At 64.6% G+C, this 17144-nt stretch carries 14 protein-coding genes; 9 read left to right on the top strand and 5 right to left on the bottom strand.

The features are described 5' to 3' along the window. Nucleotides 1-59 precede the first annotated feature (59 nt). The 4 genes from ACK3BK_RS05060 to gatC form a co-directional block, all read right to left on the bottom strand. A complete protein-coding gene (locus tag ACK3BK_RS05060) occupies nt 60-434 on the bottom strand; it encodes a septal ring lytic transglycosylase RlpA family protein (RefSeq protein ID WP_176717867.1) in 375 nt (124 codons plus the stop codon). Nucleotides 435-508: 74 nt separating this feature from the next. Further along, the gene (gene gatB, locus ACK3BK_RS05065) at nt 509-1954 is read right to left on the bottom strand and encodes an Asp-tRNA(Asn)/Glu-tRNA(Gln) amidotransferase subunit GatB (RefSeq protein ID WP_054894400.1); all 1446 of its coding nucleotides are present in this window, start codon (nt 1952-1954) and stop codon (nt 509-511) included. Nucleotides 1955-1965: 11 nt separating this feature from the next. Further along, a complete protein-coding gene (gatA, locus tag ACK3BK_RS05070) occupies nt 1966-3417 on the bottom strand; it encodes an Asp-tRNA(Asn)/Glu-tRNA(Gln) amidotransferase subunit GatA (protein WP_411383845.1) in 1452 nt (483 codons plus the stop codon). A 15-nt stretch (nt 3418-3432) separates the two neighbouring features. Beyond that, nucleotides 3433-3720, bottom strand: a complete 288-nt coding sequence (gatC, locus tag ACK3BK_RS05075; RefSeq protein ID WP_054894398.1) for an Asp-tRNA(Asn)/Glu-tRNA(Gln) amidotransferase subunit GatC — start codon at nt 3718-3720, stop codon at nt 3433-3435. A 202-nt stretch (nt 3721-3922) separates the two neighbouring features. Here gatC and mreB point away from each other — a divergent pair, with 202 nt between their 5' ends. From mreB to tldD, 8 genes are all read left to right on the top strand, one after another. After that, complete coding sequence (mreB, locus tag ACK3BK_RS05080; RefSeq protein WP_003255163.1) at nt 3923-4960, top strand: rod shape-determining protein MreB; 1038 nt, start codon at nt 3923-3925, stop codon at nt 4958-4960. Between the two features lie 223 nt (nt 4961-5183). Next, the gene (gene mreC, locus ACK3BK_RS05085; protein WP_411383846.1) at nt 5184-6191 is read left to right on the top strand and encodes a rod shape-determining protein MreC; all 1008 of its coding nucleotides are present in this window, start codon (nt 5184-5186) and stop codon (nt 6189-6191) included. Beyond that, nucleotides 6191-6679, top strand: coding sequence for a rod shape-determining protein MreD (gene mreD, locus ACK3BK_RS05090; RefSeq protein ID WP_054894397.1), 489 nt, complete (start codon nt 6191-6193; stop codon nt 6677-6679). Before mreC ends, mreD begins: the two co-directional genes overlap by 1 nt. A gap of 29 nt (nt 6680-6708) precedes the next feature. Next, nucleotides 6709-7305 (top strand): Maf family protein, encoded by a 597-nt coding sequence (locus tag ACK3BK_RS05095; protein ID WP_186711499.1) that lies wholly within the window; start codon nt 6709-6711, stop codon nt 7303-7305. A gap of 54 nt (nt 7306-7359) precedes the next feature. After that, nucleotides 7360-8817: a ribonuclease G gene (gene rng / locus ACK3BK_RS05100; RefSeq protein WP_186667824.1), complete on the top strand. Its 1458-nt coding sequence runs from the start codon at nt 7360-7362 to the stop codon at nt 8815-8817. A gap of 73 nt (nt 8818-8890) precedes the next feature. Beyond that, on the top strand, nt 8891-12712 hold the full coding sequence (locus ACK3BK_RS05105; protein WP_411383847.1) for a YhdP family protein: 3822 nt from the start codon (nt 8891-8893) through the stop codon (nt 12710-12712). An 8-nt stretch (nt 12713-12720) separates the two neighbouring features. Then, nucleotides 12721-13572 (top strand): carbon-nitrogen hydrolase family protein, encoded by an 852-nt coding sequence (locus tag ACK3BK_RS05110; RefSeq protein ID WP_411383848.1) that lies wholly within the window; start codon nt 12721-12723, stop codon nt 13570-13572. Between the two features lie 2 nt (nt 13573-13574). Continuing rightward, the gene (tldD, locus tag ACK3BK_RS05115; protein WP_411383849.1) at nt 13575-15014 is read left to right on the top strand and encodes a metalloprotease TldD; all 1440 of its coding nucleotides are present in this window, start codon (nt 13575-13577) and stop codon (nt 15012-15014) included. Nucleotides 15015-15088: 74 nt separating this feature from the next. On the opposite strand, the gene yjgA is transcribed toward tldD, so the two are convergent. Continuing rightward, on the bottom strand, nt 15089-15610 hold the full coding sequence (gene yjgA / locus ACK3BK_RS05120) for a ribosome biogenesis factor YjgA (protein WP_054894391.1): 522 nt from the start codon (nt 15608-15610) through the stop codon (nt 15089-15091). Nucleotides 15611-15719: 109 nt separating this feature from the next. Between yjgA and pmbA the strand changes: the two genes are divergently transcribed. Then, a complete protein-coding gene (gene pmbA, locus ACK3BK_RS05125) occupies nt 15720-17066 on the top strand; it encodes a metalloprotease PmbA (RefSeq protein ID WP_411383850.1) in 1347 nt (448 codons plus the stop codon). Nucleotides 17067-17144 lie beyond the last annotated feature (78 nt).

Genomic DNA, 17144 nt, shown 5'->3' on the forward strand with positions numbered 1-17144 from the left:
TGCAGGAGGCTGAAGGTGGGGAGGGTAGCGAGGTCGAAAATGGCAGGGCTCCAGTCAGGTCAGTCGCTCAGACCTTGTACCCGGACTCGCGCCGTTCCGCTACGGAGCATGCCGATTTTTTCTGCGGCAGCGCGTGACAGGTCGATCAGTCGGCCACGGGTATGGGGGCCGCGGTCGTTGATGCGTACCACCACGCTGCGCTGGTTGGACAGGTTGGTCACCAGTACCTGGCTGCCGAACGGCAGGGTGCGATGGGCGGCGGTCAGGCCGTGCTGGTTGAAGGCTTCGCCGCTGGCGGTGCGTTTGCCGTGGTGGCGGGAGCCGTAATAGGAGGCGGTGCCGGTTTCGTCGTAGCCGCGTGGGTCGATGTCATGGCTGGCACAGCCGGCCAAGGCAGAGAAAAGAGCCAGGGCGGTGAGGTTTTTTTTCAGCAAGGCAGGTGCTCTCCGGTGCTTCCATTCGCGGGCAAGTCGGCGCCCCGACTTGCCCGCGAACGAGGGCGTTCAGGTCACCCTTCGAGCTTGGCCTTGAGCAATTGGTTCACCTGCCCCGGGTTGGCCTTGCCTTTGGAGGCCTTCATCGCCTGGCCGACGAAGAAACCGAACATCTTGCCGCGCTTGGCCTCATCGGCGGCGCGGTACTGTTCGACCTGCTCGGCGTTGGCCGCCAGCACTTCATCGAGCATCTTGTCGATCGCGCCGGTGTCGGTCACCTGCTTGAGGCCCTTGCTCTCGATGATGCTGTCGGCATCGCCTTCACCGGCAGCCATGGCCTCGAACACGGTCTTGGCGATCTTGCCGCTGATGGTGTTGTCGCGGATGCGCTGCAGCATGCCACCGAGCAGCTCGGCACTGACTGGCGACTGGTCGATTTCGACACCCAGCTTGTTCAGCAGGCTGCCCAGCTCGACCATGACCCAGTTGGCCGCCAGCTTGGCGTCGCCGCCGATACTGGCCACCTGCTCGAAGTAGTCGGCCTGTTCGCGGCTGCTGGCCAGCACGTTGGCGTCGTAGGCCGACAGGCCGTACTGGCTCTGGAAGCGCTCGACCTTCTGTGTCGGCAGCTCGGGCAGCGAGGCGCGGACGGTCTCGAGGAAGCTTGGCTCGATGACCACCGGCAGCAGGTCCGGATCGGGGAAGTAACGGTAGTCGTTGGCTTCCTCCTTGCTGCGCATGGAGCGGGTCTCGTCCTTGTTCGGGTCGTACAGGCGGGTTTCCTGGACCACCTTGCCGCCGTCCTCGATCAGGTCGATCTGGCGCTGGATCTCGCTGTTGATCGCCCGCTCGATGAAGCGGAACGAGTTGACGTTCTTGATCTCGCAGCGGGTGCCGAACTCGACCTGGCCTTTGGGGCGAACCGAGACGTTGCAGTCGCAACGCAGCGAGCCTTCGGCCATGTTGCCATCGCAGATACCCAGGTAGCGCACCAGGGCGTGGATGGCCTTGACGTAGGCCACGGCCTCTTTTGCGCTGCGCATGTCCGGCTCGGAAACGATTTCCAGCAGCGGTGTGCCGGCGCGGTTCAGGTCGATCCCGGTGGCGCCGTTGAAATCTTCGTGCAGGCTCTTGCCGGCATCTTCCTCAAGGTGTGCGCGGGTGACGCCGATGCGCTTGAGGGTGCCGTCTTCCAGGGCGATGTCCAGGTGGCCCTTGCCAACGATCGGCAGGTCCATCTGGCTGATCTGATAGCCCTTGGGCAGGTCGGGGTAGAAGTAGTTCTTGCGCGCGAACACGTTGCGCGGCCCGATCTCGGCATCGATGGCCAGGCCGAACATGCAGGCCATGCGTACGGCCTCCTGGTTCAGCACCGGCAGTACGCCGGGCATGCCCAGGTCGACCAGGCTGGCCTGGGTGTTCGGCTCGGAGCCGAAGGTGGTGGCGCTGCCGGAGAAGATCTTCGACTGGGTGGCGAGCTGGGTATGAATCTCCAGCCCGATCACAACTTCCCATTGCATGTGTGAATTCCTCAGAAGCCGTTGGGGGCGCGGGTGTGCCAGTCGGTGACTTGCTGGTAACGGTGCGCGACGTTGAGCAGGCGGCCTTCCTGGAAGTACGGGGCCAGCAGTTGCACGCCCACCGGCAGGCCATCGACGAAGCCGGCCGGCATCGACAGGCCGGGCAGGCCCGCGAGGTTGGCGGTGATGGTGTAGACGTCCTCGAGGTAGGCGGCGACCGGGTCGGCGTTCTTCGAGCCGAGTTTCCAGGCCGGGTTCGGAGTGGTCGGGCCGAGGATGACGTCGACCTGTTCGAAGGCGGCCATGAAGTCGTTCTTGATCAGGCGGCGGATCTGCTGGGCCTTGACGTAGTAGGCGTCGTAGTAGCCGGCCGACAGGGCATAGGTACCGACCATGATCCGGCGCTGCACTTCAGCGCCGAAGCCTTCGCCACGCGAGCGCTTGTACAGGTCGGTGAGGTCTTTCGGGGCTTCGCAGCGGTAGCCGAAGCGCACGCCGTCGAAGCGCGAGAGGTTGGAGGAAGCTTCGGCCGGGGCGATCACGTAGTACGCCGGGATGGCGTGCTGCATGTTCGGCAGGCTGATTTCCTTGACCACCGCGCCGAGCTTCTCCAGTTCCTTGACGCTGGCCTGGACCAGTTCGGCGATGCGCGGATCGAGGCCGGCGCCGAAGTACTCCTTCGGCAGGCCGATGCGCAGGCCCTGCAACGAGGCATTGAGGTTGGCGCTGTAGTCGGGTACCGATTCGTCGACGCTGGTCGAGTCCTTGGCGTCGAAACCGGCCATGCCTTGCAGCAGCAGGGCGCAGTCTTCGGCGGTGCGGGCCATCGGGCCGCCCTGGTCGAGGCTCGAGGCGTAGGCGATCATGCCCCAGCGCGAGACACGGCCGTAGGTAGGCTTGAGACCGGTGAGGTTGGTCAGCGCGGCTGGCTGGCGGATCGAGCCGCCGGTGTCGGTGCCGGTGGCGACCGGCAGCAGGCGCGCGGCCACGGCTGCGGCGGAGCCACCCGACGAGCCGCCTGGCACGTGTTCGAGGTTCCAGGGGTTCTTTACCGCGCCGTAGTGGCTGGATTCGTTGGCCGAACCCATGGCGAACTCGTCCATGTTGGTCTTGCCCAGGGTGACCATGCCGGCCTCGGCGAGCTTGGCGACCACGGTGGCGTCATAGGGGGCGGTGAAGCTGTCGAGCATCTTCGAGCCGCAGCTGGTGCGCACGCCCTGGGTGCAGAACAGGTCCTTGTGGGCAATCGGTGCGCCCAGCAGTGCGCCGGTTTCGCCATTGGCGCGACGGGCGTCGGCAGCGCGGGCCTGCTGCAGCGCCTGCGCTTCGGTGATGCTGATGAAGCTGTTGATCTGTGGGTCGAGCTGCTTGATGCGCGACAGCAGCGCGCCGGTCAGCTCTTCGGAAGAAAACGACTTGTCGGCGAGTCCGCGGGCGATCTCGGCCAGAGTGAGTTGATGCATGGCAGGCTCTATCCCTTACTCGATGACTTTCGGAACCAGGTACAGACCGTTTTCGGTCGAGGGTGCCACCGCTTGGTAGCGATCGCGCTGGTTGCTTTCGGTCACCTGGTCGGGACGCAGGCGCTGGGTGGCTTCGAGCGGGTGGGCGAGAGGCTCGATGCCGGTGGTGTCGACGGCTTGCATCTGGTCGACCAGCCCGAGAATACTGTTCAAGGCATCGGTAATGCGTGGCAGTTCGCCTTCATTAAGGCCCAGGCGGGCCAGATGGGCGATCTTTTCCACGTCACAGCGTTGAAGCGCCATGGGGATCTCCAGGAAAAACAGAAACAGAATGCTTCCGTAATGAGGAACATGCCGGGATTCTGGCGGTCATACGGCCGCGATCATCGGCTGGCGTGCTCGGAAAAACTGCCAATTTAACATATTGGCTCCTTGCCCAAAATCCCTGCCATTGTTAGAGTTTGCCGCACTTTTTTACCCACGCTTTCCCCAGGGTCACTTTCCCATGTTCAAGAAACTGCGTGGCATGTTTTCCAGCGATCTGTCCATCGACCTGGGTACTGCCAACACCCTTATTTACGTGCGTGAGCGCGGTATCGTCCTGAATGAGCCCTCGGTTGTTGCCATCCGTACCCACGGCAACCAGAAAAGCGTCGTGGCCGTCGGTACCGAAGCCAAGCGCATGCTCGGCCGCACTCCCGGCAACATCGCTGCCATTCGTCCGATGAAGGACGGCGTGATCGCCGACTTCAGCGTCTGCGAGAAGATGCTGCAGTACTTCATCAACAAAGTGCACGAAAACAGCTTCCTGCAGCCCAGCCCTCGCGTGCTGATCTGCGTGCCGTGCAAGTCCACTCAGGTCGAGCGCCGTGCCATCCGTGAATCGGCGCTGGGCGCCGGTGCCCGCGAAGTGTTCCTGATCGAAGAGCCCATGGCCGCCGCCATCGGTGCCGGCCTGCCGGTCGAGGAAGCCCGCGGTTCGATGGTCGTCGACATCGGTGGTGGTACCACCGAAATCGCCCTGATCTCGCTCAACGGTGTGGTGTACGCCGAATCCGTGCGTGTCGGCGGCGACCGTTTCGACGAAGCCATCGTCACCTACGTGCGCCGTAACTACGGCAGCCTGATCGGCGAATCCACCGCCGAGCGCATCAAGCAGGAAATCGGCACCGCCTACCCGGGCGGCGAAGTCCGCGAAGTCGACGTGCGTGGCCGCAACCTGGCCGAAGGTGTACCACGTGCCTTCACCCTGAACTCCAACGAAGTGCTCGAAGCGCTGCAGGAATCGCTGGCGACCATCGTCCAGGCGGTCAAGAGCGCCCTGGAGCAGTCGCCGCCGGAGCTGGCCTCCGACATCGCCGAGCGCGGCCTGGTGCTGACCGGTGGTGGCGCGCTGCTGCGTGACCTCGACAAGCTGCTGGCCCAGGAAACCGGCCTGCCGGTGATCGTTGCCGAAGACCCGCTGACCTGTGTCGCCCGTGGCGGTGGTCGTGCGTTGGAAATGATGGACAAGCACGCCATGGACCTGCTCTCCAGCGAGTGAGTCCTGGCGCTGTCCAGCCGTCGCTGAAGATCGTCTGGTTTACAGGTGGCACGCACAGTGCTACCTGTATGCGCTGTTGACGTCCGTCGGGCGTCGTTTCCGTCAATCCGCAGGCTGGTGGTTGCATTGACCTCGTGCAATGACCGCCTGAATCGTCGTCCACGAGGAACGGCCCATTAAACCGCTTTTCTCCAAGGGCCCTTCGCTGGGCGTTCGTCTGCTCGTGCTGGTGGTGATGTCGGTCGCGCTGATGGTGGTCGACTCGCGCTTTGACGTGCTCAAGCCGGTACGCAGCCAGATGGGGCTGGTGCTGATGGAATCCTATTGGGTCACCGATTTGCCGCAGCGTCTGTGGCAGGGCGTGGCCGGGCAGTTCGGCAGCCGCACCGAGCTGATCGCCGAAAACGAGAAACTCAAGACCGAAGCCCTGCTGTTGCAGGGGCGCCTGCAGAAGCTGGCGGCGCTCACCGAGCAGAACGTGCGTCTGCGCGAGCTGCTCAATTCTTCGGCACTGGTCAACGAAAAGGTCGAAGTCGCCGAGCTGATCGGGGTCGATCCCAATCCCTTCACTCATCGCATCCTGATCAACAAGGGCGAGCGCGACGGGGTGTTCCTCGGCCAGCCGGTGCTCGATGCCCGTGGCCTGATGGGCCAGGTGGTCGAGCTGATGCCCTACACCTCGCGCGTGCTGCTGCTGACCGACACCACCCACAGCATTCCCGTACAGGTCAACCGCAACGGCCTGCGCGCCATTGCCAGCGGCACCGGCAACCCGGAACGCCTGGAGCTGCGTCACGTGGCCGATACCGCCGACATCAAGGAAGGCGATCTGCTGGTGAGTTCGGGCATGGGGCAGCGTTTCCCGGCCGGTTATCCGGTGGCCACGGTCAACGAGGTGATCCACGATTCCGGTCAGCCGTTCGCCATCGTGCGCGCCATTCCTACCGCCGCCCTCAATCGCAGCCGCTACATGCTGCTGGTGTTCAGCGATCGTCGTACACCTGAGCAGCGTGCCACGGATGCAGCGATCGCCCAGGAAGAGGCCGACCGTCAGGACGGTGCGAGTGCCAAGCCGACAGCTGCGCCAGCACCGGCAACTGCGCCAGCGAGCGGCGCGCCGGCCCACGCACCCGCACCTGCCGCACCGGCTGCCACTGCGCCGGCCCACGGTACGTCCACCTCACACCCGCCAGCCGCACCCGCGTCGCCTGCACAGCCCCGGAGAGAATGATGGCCAGTACCCGTAGCAGAAACGGCTGGGCCATCTGGCTGACCTTCGTCATCGGCCTGCTGCTCAGCGTCACGCCGATGCCGCAGTTCATGGAGGTGTTCCGCCCCATGTGGCTGGCCTTGTTGCTGGCGTTCTGGACCCTGGCCGTACCCAGCAAGGTCGGGATGACCACCGCCTTCGTGCTGGGCCTTGCCGAGGACGTGCTCTACGGCACCCTGCTGGGGCAGAACGCGCTGATCCTCACCTTGATCACCTTCCTGGTGCTGTCCCTGCAGCAACGCCTGCGTATGTTCCCCATGTGGCAGCAGAGCCTGGTGATCCTGGTGGTGTTCGGCATCGCCCAGTTGATCCAGCTGTGGCTCAGCGCCCTGACCGGCAATCGCCTGCCGACGCTTGCGCTGGTGTGGTCGGCGGTGATCAGCGCGTTGCTCTGGCCCTGGATCAGCTTCGCCCTGCGCGGCATGCGCCGACGCCTGCATATCCACTGACGCGTCGCCACTGACAGGGAGATGTCCACATGACTCGACTGCACCTGGCCTCCGGCTCCCCGCGCCGGCGTGAGCTGCTGACCCAGATTGGCGTGCCATTCACCGTGGTCAGCGCCCCCATCGACGAAACCCCGTTGCCCGACGAAGCCGCCCAGGCCTACGTCGAGCGCCTGGCGCAAGCCAAGGCGGTGGCCGGTTTCAATCTGCTCGATGCCCCGGGTGTGGTGCTCGGCGCGGATACCGCCGTGGTGCTCGACGGCCAGATCCTCGGCAAGCCTGAAAACCGCGAGCACGCCCTGGCGATGCTCGGCGACCTGTCCAAACGCGAGCATCAGGTGCTTACGGCCGTAGCTGTGACCGACGGCCAGCGCTCGCTGAGCCTGTGCGTGGCCACCAAAGTCCGGTTCCGTACCATTTCCTTCGATGAAGCATGTCGCTACTGGGACAGCGGTGAACCGCTGGACAAGGCCGGCGGTTATGCGATCCAGGGGCTGGGAGCGGTGTTCGTCAGCGCCATCGAGGGCAGCTATTCGGCCGTGGTCGGCCTGCCCCTGAGCGAAACCGCCGAGCTGCTCGAACAGTTCGCCATTCCCTGCTGGCAGCAAGAGGATAACGCCCAGCGCTAGCCAGCCGCCCGACAGCGATCCATCATTACCGAAGACCTTTGACGAGAGCCTGCCATGAGTGAAGAGATCCTGATCAACATCACGCCAATGGAGTCACGTGTGGCAGTGGTGGAGAACGGAGTGCTGCAGGAGGTGCATGTCGAGCGCACCCAGCGCCGTGGCATCGTCGGCAATATCTACAAGGGCAAGGTGGTGCGTGTGCTGCCTGGCATGCAGGCCGCCTTCATCGATATCGGCCTGGAGCGTGCGGCGTTCATCCACGCCTCGGAGATCTCCCAGCGTGAAGGCTCGGCGGTCGAGACCATCACCGCGCTGGTCCACGAAGGCCAGGCTCTTGTGGTGCAGGTGACCAAGGACCCTATCGGCACCAAGGGCGCGCGCCTGACTACCCAGCTGTCGATTCCGTCGCGCTACCTGGTGTACATGCCGCGCAGCAGCCATGTCGGCATTTCGCTGAAGATCGAAGACGAAGCCGAGCGTGACCGTCTCAAACAGGTGGTCAGCGATTCGATGACGCAAGAGAACATCAAGGATGCCGGTGGCTTCATCCTGCGTACCGCCGCCGAAGGCGCGCGCGCCGAAGACATCCTCCAGGACATCCGCTACCTGCGTCGCCTTTGGGAGCAGATCGGCAGCCAGATCCAGACCTGCGGTGCGCCGACTGTGATCTACGAAGACCTCGGCCTGGCGCTGCGCACCTTGCGCGACCTGGTCAATCCAAAGATCGAGAAGATCCGCATCGACTCGCGGGAGACCTTCCAGAAGACCACGCAGTTCGTCGGCGAGCTGATGCCCGAGATCGCCGACCGCCTGGAGCACTATCCCGGCGAGCGGCCGATCTTCGACCTCTATGGGGTCGAGGACGAGATCCAGCGCGCCCTGGAACGCAAGGTGCCGCTCAAGTCCGGGGGCTACCTGGTGGTCGACCCCGCCGAGGCGATGACGACCATCGACGTCAACACTGGCGCTTTCGTCGGCCATCGCAATCTCGAAGAGACCATTTTCAAGACCAACCTCGAAGCAGCCACGGCCATCGCACGGCAACTGCGCCTGCGCAACATCGGCGGCATCATCATCATCGACTTCATCGACATGGAAGACGAAGAGCACCGCCGCCAGGTTCTGCGCACGCTGGAAAAACAGCTTGAGCGCGACCATGCCAAGACCAACATCATCGGCATCACCGAGTTGGGCCTGGTCCAGATGACCCGCAAGCGCACCCGTGAAAGCCTCGAGCAGGTGCTGTGCGAGCCCTGTCTGGCCTGCCAGGGGCGTGGCAAGCTGAAGACGCCAGAGACTATTTGTTACGAAATCTTCCGCGAAATCCTCCGCGAGGCGCGGGCCTATCAGGCAGAAGGCTACCGGGTGCTGGCCAATCAGAAGGTCGTCGATCGTCTGCTCGATGAAGAGTCGGGTAACGTCGCCGAGCTGGAGGCCTTCATCGGGCGAACCATTCGCTTCCAGGTCGAGTCCATGTATTCCCAGGAACAATATGATGTGGTGCTGCTCTGACGCGTTCTGAAATCGTTCGCCCAGTGGCGAAAATGCCGCTTGCGGCCATAGTTAATGGACGACTCGGAGGGCAATGGCCATGGAACGTCTGACCCGCGTTCTTGGCGCGTTGACCCGCTGGGGGCTGGGGCTGTGTGCCCTGCTGGCAGTGCTGGTGGCGCTGTATGTCAGCCTCGGTCGGCAACTGGTGCCGCTGGTGGCCGAATACCGGGCCGACCTTGAAGACAAGGCCCAGCAAGCCTTGGGCCTGCCCGTGCATGTGGGGGCGCTCGAGGGGCGATGGAGTGGCCTGGCCCCGGTGCTCAGGCTGCGCGACCTGCAATTGGGCGAGGGCTCGGCGGCCTTGCGCCTGGATGACGTCAAGCTGGTGCCCGACCTGTGGGCCAGCCTGAAGGCCCGAGAAGTGCGGTTGGCGCATGTCCAGCTAGGCGGCCTGCAGCTGATCCTGCATGAGGACCAGCAAGGCGCCTGGACCCTTGAAGGCCTGCCGAACAAAGACGATGCGCCCATCGACCCGGCCCAATTGCTGCAACGCCTCCAGCAACTGGGCAGGGTCGATGTGTTCGACAGCCAGGTCACGTTCCAGCCGTGGCGCCGTGATTCGGTCACGCTCACTTATGTCAGCCTTGGCCTGCAGGCCGGTCCGTCGCGCCAGCGCCTTGAGCTGCGCGCGACCTTGCCCGACGGCCAACCCCTGGCGTTGAACCTGCGCAGCCGCGCCACCCCTGACGCCTGGCGTGACGGGCGGCTGGAGGCCTACGCCAGCCTGCCGCAGAGCGATTGGGCGCGCTGGGTGCCGCCAAGCCTGCTCGGCCAATGGCGAGCCAAGACGCTGCGTGCGGGGGGCGAATTCTGGATCGACTGGAACAAAGGCCAGTTGCAGCACGCCGTCGCCCGCCTGAACGCGCCGCAACTGCGCGGCGCCTATGTCGGGCGCAAGACCGTGACCCTCGACAACCTGGCGCTGTCCAGTTGGGTGCGCCGGGGCAAGGAAGGCTACGAGATCGTGGTCGATTCGTTGGCGGCGAGTATCGGTGAAACCCGCTGGGAAACCCACCTGCAAGCGCGCCAGCGCCGTGGGCAGGAGGCCGCCGGGGAGACGTGGCAGGTCCAGGCCGATCGCCTCGACCTGACGCCGTTGACCCCACTGATCGATGGCCTGGCACCGCTGCCGGACAACCTGATGACCGTGGTCGATGCCCTGAACGTGACCGGTACACTGCGCAATGTTCAGCTCGACATCCGTCCCCATGCCGAAGGTGACCAGCGCCTGCAGTTCGCCGCCAATCTCGACAAGATCGGCTTCGATGCGTATCACGGCGCGCCCGCAGCGGGCAATGTCAGCGGCAGCATCAGCGGCGATCTCGGGCACGGTGAACTGCGCCTTGATACCGATGCCTTCATGCTGCACCTGTACCCCATCTTCGGCAAACCCTGGCACTACCAGAAAGCCAATGCCCGCCTGACTTGGGCGCTGGACAAGGACGGCTTTACCCTCATCGCGCCCTACATCAAGGTGCTGGGCGATGAAGGCAAGATCGCCGCCGATTTTCTCATTCGCTTCAGGTTCCACGAGGAGCAGGCCGACTATATGGACCTGCGCGTCGGCCTCACCGAGGGCGATGGCCGCTACACGGCCAAGTACCTGCCGGAAGTGCTCAGCCCGGCGCTGGACGAGTGGCTTCGCAGTGCCATCGTCAAGGGGGCGGTCGACGAGGGCTACTTCCAGTACCAGGGATCTCTGAACCATAACGCGCCGGCGCATTCGCGCAGCATCAGCCTGTTCTTCAAGGTGCATGATGCGGCCCTCGATTTCCAGCCGGGCTGGCCGCAGGTGCAGCAGGTGGACGGCAATGTGTACATCGAGGATACCGGTGTGCGCATCCAGGCCAGCAAGGGCCTGCTGCTGGACACCCGAGTCAGTGATGTCAGCGTCAACATCCCCCATGTCGAGGGCGACCAGCATAGCCGCCTGTACCTGGACGGCGAGTTCGACGGCAGCCTGGGTGACGGCCTGAAGATTCTGAAAGAGGCGCCGATCGGCACTGGCGAGATCTTCGCCGGCTGGGAAGGCGAGGGCCCGCTGCAGGGCAAGGTCAAACTGGACATCCCGTTGGAACACGGTCTGCGTCCCAAGGTGCTGGTGGATTTCTCGACTTCCGATGCCCGGCTCAAGGTGGAGCCGCCGGAGCTCGACCTGAGCCGCCTGAAGGGCGACTTCACCTTCGATCTCGACAAGGGCCTGAGCGGCAAGGGCATCAGTCTCCAGGCCTTCGACAGGCCGGTGACCGCGCAGATTCTCGCCGAAGGGCAGGGTGGCCAGATCCAGACCCGGATCAACGCCACCGGCCAGGTGCCGCTCAAGTCGTTGACCGACTGGCTGCAGTTCAAGCAGGCACTGCCGGCCTCGGGCGACATTCCCTACCAACTGCAGGTCAGCCTGGGTAGCCGCGACAATCGCCTGAGCGTCAACTCGTCGCTCAAGGGCCTGACCATCGACCTGCCAGCGCCCTTCGGCAAGACGGCGGCCGAGTCACGCAACAGCAGCTTCAGCATGAACCTGCAGGGTGGTGAGCGGCGCTTTGATGCGAGCTACGCCGATGTGGCGCGGTTGGCCTATGCGGCCTCGCTCGACAAGCTGGCCCAGGGACGCGGCGAGCTGGTGCTGGGCGGTGGCGATGCGCTGGTGCCGGGCGGCCAGGGTCTGCGGGTGCGCGGGCGGCTCGAATCGCTGGACCTCGAGCCCTGGCAGCAGCAGTTGGACAAGTATGCTGGCCAGGATCCAGGTGGCAGCGCTCGTCAGAGCCTGCAGGGTGTGGATGTGAGCATTGGCCAGTTGAAGGCATTCGGCACCGACCTCAACCAGGCGGTGGTGCGCCTGGCGCGTGTTGCCAGCGCCTGGGATCTGCGCCTGGACAGCAAGGAAGTGATCGGCAATGCGCGGATCCCGGATGCCAAGGCCGCGCCCATGGTGGTGAAGCTGCAGACCTTGCGCCTGCCGCCTGCCGATCCGCAGGAGGCCCAGGCCGAAGACACGCCTGATCCGTTGGCCACCTTCGACCCGCGCAAGGCGCCGGCCCTGGATCTAAGCATCGACAAGTTGTATCGCGGCGACGACCTGTTCGGCAGCGCCTCGGTCAAGCTGCGGCCGAATGCCCGTGGTGTGTCCCTGGGCGACATCGACCTCAATCTCAAGGGCCTGCACATCGACGGCAGCGGCGGCTGGGAAGGTGTTCCCGGCAGCACCAGCAGTTGGTACAAGGGGCGCCTGGACGGCAAGGACCTGGGCGATGTGCTCAAGGCCTGGGGCTTCGCGCCCACGGTCACCAGCCGCGACTTCCGCATGGACGTCGATGGCCGTTGGCCGGGTTCGCCGGCCTGGGTCAGTCTCAAGCGATTCTCCGGTAGCCTCGATGCCTCGCTGCGCACTGGCCAGTTCGTCGAGGTCGAGGGCGGCGCCCAGGCGTTGCGGGTGTTCGGCTTGCTCAACTTCAACTCGATTGGTCGCCGTCTGCGCCTGGACTTCTCCGACCTGTTCGGCGAGGGGCTGGCCTATGATCGGGTCAAGGGCCTGCTGGTGGCCAGCGAGGGCGTCTATGTGACCCGTGAACCGATCGCTGTCACCGGCCCCTCCAGCAATTTCGAGCTCGATGGCACACTCGACTTTGTGCGCGACCGTATCGATGCCAACCTGCAGGTGACCCTGCCGGTCACCAACAACCTGCCGTTGGCGGCGCTGATCGTCGGGGCGCCTGCGGTCGGTGGCGCATTGTTCCTGGTCGATCGACTGATCGGTGATCGGGTCGCGCGCTTCGCCAGCGTGCACTATCGGGTCGAAGGTCCGGTCAAAGAGCCTAAAATCACCTTTGTGAAACCTTTCGATAAATCGCGTTAGGAGTGGTCATGAAGTCAGCAGTGATCCAGATGGTCAGCCAGGACGGCGTACTGGCCAACCTGCAGCGGGCTCACGTGCTGCTGGAACAGGCGGCTGACAGCGGCGCACGGCTGGCGGTGCTGCCGGAGAATTTCGCGGCCATGGGCCGGCGCGATGCCGCGGCGATCGGTCGCGCCGAAGCGCTTGGCGAAGGCCCGATCCTGCCCTGGTTGAAACGCGCCGCACGCGACCTCAAGTTATGGATTGTTGCCGGCACCTTGCCGTTGCCCCCGGTCGGTCAGCCCGAGGCCAAGTCACATGCCTGCTCGCTGCTGGTCGACGACCACGGCGAGATCGCCGCGCGTTACGACAAGCTGCACCTGTTCGATGTGGACGTGGCCGACAACCGTGGGCGCTACCGCGAATCGGACGATTACGCCCATGGCGCGCAGGTGGTGGTGGCCGATACACCGGTTGGGCGCCTGGGCTTGTCGGTGTGCTACGACCTGCGCTTTCCCGAGCTCTACAGCGCCCTGCGCGCTGCCGGGGCCGAGCTGATCAGCGCTCCGTCGGCGTTCACTGCGGTGACCGGCGCGGCACATTGGGAAGTGTTGATCCGTGCCCGCGCCATCGAAACCCAGTGCTATATGCTGGCCGCCGCGCAGGGCGGCAGCCATCCAGGCCCACGGGAAACCCATGGCCATGCGGCGATCGTCGACCCTTGGGGGAGGATCGTCGCCGAACATGCGCAGGGCGAAGCGATATTGCTCGCCGAGCGCGACGCTGAAGAACAAGCGTCCATACGGGCGCGTATGCCGGTCGTTTCGCACCGGCGCTTTTTCTCGCAGGACGCCTTGCGGCCTGCGCACACCTCGGAGTGACTATGAGCCAGATGTTATCCACCGTCAGCGAGCAGCTCCTGGCCCCGGGCGGACTGACCCTGGACAGCCTGCAGGCTGTGCTGGGTGAGTTGGCAGGGCCCGGCATCGACGCTGCCGACCTGTATTTCCAGGGGCAGATCTCGGAAACCTGGGCACTGGAAGACGGTATCGTCAAGGAAGGCAGTTTCAACCTCGACCAAGGTGTCGGCGTGCGTGCGTTGTCCGGCGAGAAGACCGGCTTCGCCTACAGCAACGCGATCAATCTTGAAGCCTTGACGTCAGCGGCGCGCGCCGCCCGCTCGATTTCCCGCGCTGGCCAGAACGGTAAGGTGCAGGCCTTCCGCAGTCAGGACGTGACCGCCCTGTATGCACCGAACAACCCACTCGATGTCCTGAGTCGGGCCGAGAAAGTCGAACTGCTCAAGCGCGTCGATGCCACCACCCGTGCCCTCGATCCACGCATTCAGCAGGTCAGCGTGAGCATGGCGGGTGTGTGGGAGCGCATCCTGGTGGCGGCGGCCGATGGCAGCCTGGCCGCGGATGTGCGGCCGCTGGTGCGTTTCAACGTCAGCGTCATCGTCGAACACAACGGTCGCCGCGAGCGCGGCGGCCAAGGCGGGGGCGGGCGTACCGACTACCGCTACTTCACCGAAGAGCGGGTGATGGGCTACGCCCGCGAGGCGCTGCGCCAGGCGCTGGTCAACCTCGAGGCGCAGCCCGCGCCGGCCGGCACGTTGCCGGTGGTGCTCGGTCCCGGTTGGTCGGGCGTACTGCTGCATGAAGCGGTCGGCCACGGCCTGGAAGGCGACTTCAACCGCAAGGGCAGCTCCGCCTACAGCGGCCGGATCGGTGAGGCGGTGGCGTCGAAGCTGTGCACCATCGTCGATGACGGCACGCTGGAAGGCCGTCGCGGTTCGCTGAGCGTCGATGACGAAGGCACCCCAACCGAATGCACCACCCTGATCGAGAACGGCATCCTCAAAGGCTACATGCAGGACAAGCTCAATGCCCGCCTGATGGGCATGGCGGTTACCGGCAATGGTCGGCGCGAATCCTACGCGCACCTGCCGATGCCGCGCATGACCAACACCTACATGCGTGCCGGCGAGAGCGACCCGCAGGAGATCATCGCCTCGGTGAAGAAGGGCATCTACTGCGCCAACCTCGGCGGTGGTCAGGTGGACATCACCAGTGGCAAGTTCGTGTTCTCCACCAGCGAGGCGTATCTGATCGAAGACGGCAAGATCACCGCGCCGGTCAAGGGCGCGACCCTGATCGGCAATGGTCCTGAGGCGATGAGTCGGGTGTCGATGGTCGGTAACGACCTGGCCCTGGACAGCGGCGTGGGCACCTGTGGCAAGGATGGGCAGTCGGTGCCGGTTGGCGTTGGCCAGCCGACCCTGAAGCTGGACGCGATCACCGTGGGCGGTACCGGGGCCTGATGGCACGCGCTGCCTGCAGGAGCGGCCTCGTGTCGCGACGCGAGGCCGCTCCTGCAGGCGGTCAGTGGCGGGGCTCAGCGCAGGCCGCGCTGGAGCTCGTCGAGGTCGCGGATGTACTTGAACACCTTGCGCGCAGCGGCTGGCGGTTTGTTCCGCGCCTTTTCGTGCTGGGCATGGCGGATCAGCGAGCGCAGTTGCTGGCGATCGGTATCGGGGAACTCCTGGACGAAGCGCTCGAGGTCTTCGTCGTTGCCGTCGATCAGCCGGTCGCGCCAGCGCTCGAGGCCGTGGAAACGTTCGTTGTACTGGCGCGTGGAGCTGTCTATCTGCTCGAGCAGCGCATGGATGGCATCCAGGTCCTGTACGCGCATCAGCTTGCCGACGAACGACATGTGGCGTTTGCGGGCACCGTGGGCAGTGTGTTTGGACGCTTCCTCCAGTGCTTTGCGCAACTCGTCGGTGAGTGGCAGGCGCGCGAGGATATCGGGCTTGAGCGTGGTGAGGCGCTCGCCGAGTTCGACCAGCGCATGCAGCTCGCGCTTGATCTGGGTCTTGCTTTTTTCGCCGTCGAAGGCGTCGTCGTATGAATCAACCATGGTGGCAGTCCGCAGGAAATCGCCGCCATGATAACCAGTCGGGGGCCGCTTTGTCCGGCCCGGTCGAAGAATGGCCCTCGCCGAACGCAGAATTTGAGTGGAGAAAACCATGAGTGCAGTCCAGAGCATAGGTCCGAAGGACCTGCCAGCGTTGCAGGAGCAGGTCGAGGCGATCGTTGCCGAAGCACGCCGCCAGGGCGCCAGTGCCTGCGAGGTGGCGGTTTCGCTGGAGCAGGGCCTGTCCACCAGCGTGCGCCAGCGCGAGGTCGAGACGGTCGAGTTCAACCGTGACCAGGGCTTTGGCATCACCCTCTACGTGGGTCAGCGCAAGGGGTCTGCCAGTACGTCGGCGAGCGGTCCCGAGGCCATTCGCGAAACGGTGGCTGCTGCACTGGCAATCGCCAAGCACACTTCCGAGGATGAGTGTTCGGGCCTGGCTGACGCGGCGCTGATGGCGCGCGAAATGCCTGACCTCGACCTCTACCACGACTGGGACATCGAGCCCGAGCGTGCCATCGAGATGGCCCTGGAGTGCGAAGCGGCCGCCTTCGATGCCGACAAGCGCATCCTCAATGCCGACGGCACCACCCTCAACACGCACCAAGGGGTGCGGGTGTATGGCAACAGCCATGGCTTCATCGGCGGCTACGCCTCGACCCGCCACAGCCTGAGCTGTGTGATGATCGCCGAAGGCGAAGGGCAGATGCAGCGCGACTACTGGTATGACGTCAATCGCCAGGGCCAATTGCTGGCCGACCCGCGCAGTATCGGCCAGCGCGCTGCCCATCGTGCCGCCAGCCGTCTTGGTGCACGTCCAGTGCCGACCTGCGAGGTGCCGGTGCTGTTCGCTGCGGAGCTGGCCGGCGGGTTGTTCGGCAGCTTCCTGTCGGCAATCTCCGGCGGCAACCTGTACCGCAAGTCGTCGTTCCTCGAAGGCACCCTGGGCCAGCGTCTGTTCCCAACCTGGCTGACCCTCGACGAGCGTCCGCACATTCCGCGCGCGCTGGGCAGTGCCGCGTTCGACGGCGATGGCCTGGCCACCTATGCCAAGCCGTTCATCGACAAGGGCGAACTGGTGTCCTACATCCTTGGCACCTATGCTGGTCGCAAGCTCAAGCTGCCAAGCACCGCCAACGCTGGCGGCGTGCATAACCTGTTCGTCACCCATGGCGTCGAAGACCAGGCCGCACTGATCCGTCGCATGGGGCGCGGCCTGCTGGTGACCGAGCTGATGGGGCATGGCCTGAACATGGTCACGGGTGACTACTCCCGTGGCGCTGCGGGTTTCTGGGTGGAGAACGGTGAAATCCAGTTCCCTGTTCAGGAAGTGACCATCGCCGGCAATATGAAGGACATGTTCCAGCAGATTGTCGCGATTGGCAGCGATATTGAAACGCGCAGCAATATTCACAGCGGTTCGGTGCTGATCGAACGGATGACCGTCGCCGGTAGCTGACGGTGCACGTCTGACCTACGCGTTACGACAAACCCGGCCATCGCGCCGGGTTTTTTGTTTGTGGTCTCGCTCTTGAAG

The sequence above is a fragment of the Pseudomonas sp. L7 genome (assembly GCF_046605565.1).
Classification (GTDB): domain Bacteria; phylum Pseudomonadota; class Gammaproteobacteria; order Pseudomonadales; family Pseudomonadaceae; genus Aquipseudomonas; species Aquipseudomonas wayambapalatensis.